Genomic DNA, 1,084 nt, shown 5'->3' with positions numbered 1-1,084 from the left:
GGGGTGGACGTTGGCGGCGGCGGCCGGCGGCTACAGCCGCGCGGAGATGTTGGACGGTTCGGTGGTGCTCACCGACAGTGCCGGCGGGAAGCACACCTGGGCGCAGGCCTCGGCCGGCGGCTACGTGCCACCGCCGGACCAGGACGGCGTGCTGGCCTTCGACGCCGGCGGCCGGATCACGGTGACCCAGGGCGACGTCGTATCGGTGTTCAACGTGGACGGAACGCTGTCCACGGTGGCATCGGTACTGGACAGCAAGAAGCCGGCCGCCCTGCAGTACGTCTACAGCGGCTCGCCGCCGCGGCTGACCCAGATCAAGGACCCGGTCTCCGGGCGGGCACACACGCTGTACTACAACACCGACAACGGCGACGGCTGCTACGGCGGGGTGCCCCGCCCGCCGGGCGCGGAGGCCGCGCCCGCGCAGAAGCTGTGCCGGATCCAGTACTGGGACGGCTCCCAGACCCTCCTGTGGTACGCCAAGGGCATCCTCGCCCGGATCGAGAACCCCGGCGCGGCCATGGAGGACTTCGACTACCAGAACTACAGCGACGCGAGGACCGTCGACGAGATCGGGCCGCTGAACTCGGTGCGCACCCCGTCGGCCTACGACTGGGTCGTGCGGCAGCCCATCCACAACGGCGTCGCGGAACGCACGGTCATCGACTACGACTCCTTCCTGGAGCCGGGCCAGGTGGAGAAGCGCCTGCGGCCGACCCAGGTCACCGCACCGTCGCCGACCGGCAACTACGGGATACCGCAGCTGCATCACGCCTACGCCTATGACCTGGCCGGCAAAACGGCGGTGATGCAGCTGTTGCGCCAGTGGGGCGACCGCGACCGCGTCGTCACCTGGGACGACTCCGGTCGCACCCTGAGCAGCACCGACGCCGACGGCGTGACCACCACGACGGAGTGGAACGCCAAGGACAAACCTGTCGCGGCCGTCGACGCGCGGGGCAAACGCCGCACCAGCGTCTACGATCACGCGGACCGGTCAGCCCTCGGCGTTGATCATCGAGGCGGCGGCGTAGGTGAGGTAGTCCCACAGCTGCTGCTCGTCCTCGGCGGGCAGGGTGAGCTC

General features: G+C 70.1%; 2 pseudogenes. One reads left to right on the top strand and one right to left on the bottom strand.

Annotation, left to right across the window (positions count from 1 at the left end):
• Nucleotides 1–46: 46 nt before the first annotated feature.
• Nucleotides 47–916, top strand: a pseudogene (locus AB0O00_RS41085) (hypothetical protein); the annotation flags it as partial.
• Between the two features lie 81 nt (nucleotides 917–997).
• Here AB0O00_RS41085 and AB0O00_RS41080 read toward each other — a convergent pair.
• Nucleotides 998–1,084 (bottom strand): annotated as a pseudogene (locus AB0O00_RS41080) (globin); the annotation flags it as partial.

It is taken from the genome of Kitasatospora sp. NPDC093558 (assembly GCF_040683475.1).
In the GTDB taxonomy this organism is placed as follows: domain Bacteria; phylum Actinomycetota; class Actinomycetes; order Streptomycetales; family Streptomycetaceae; genus Kitasatospora.
This window is presented reverse-complemented; position numbering and strand designations above follow the sequence as displayed.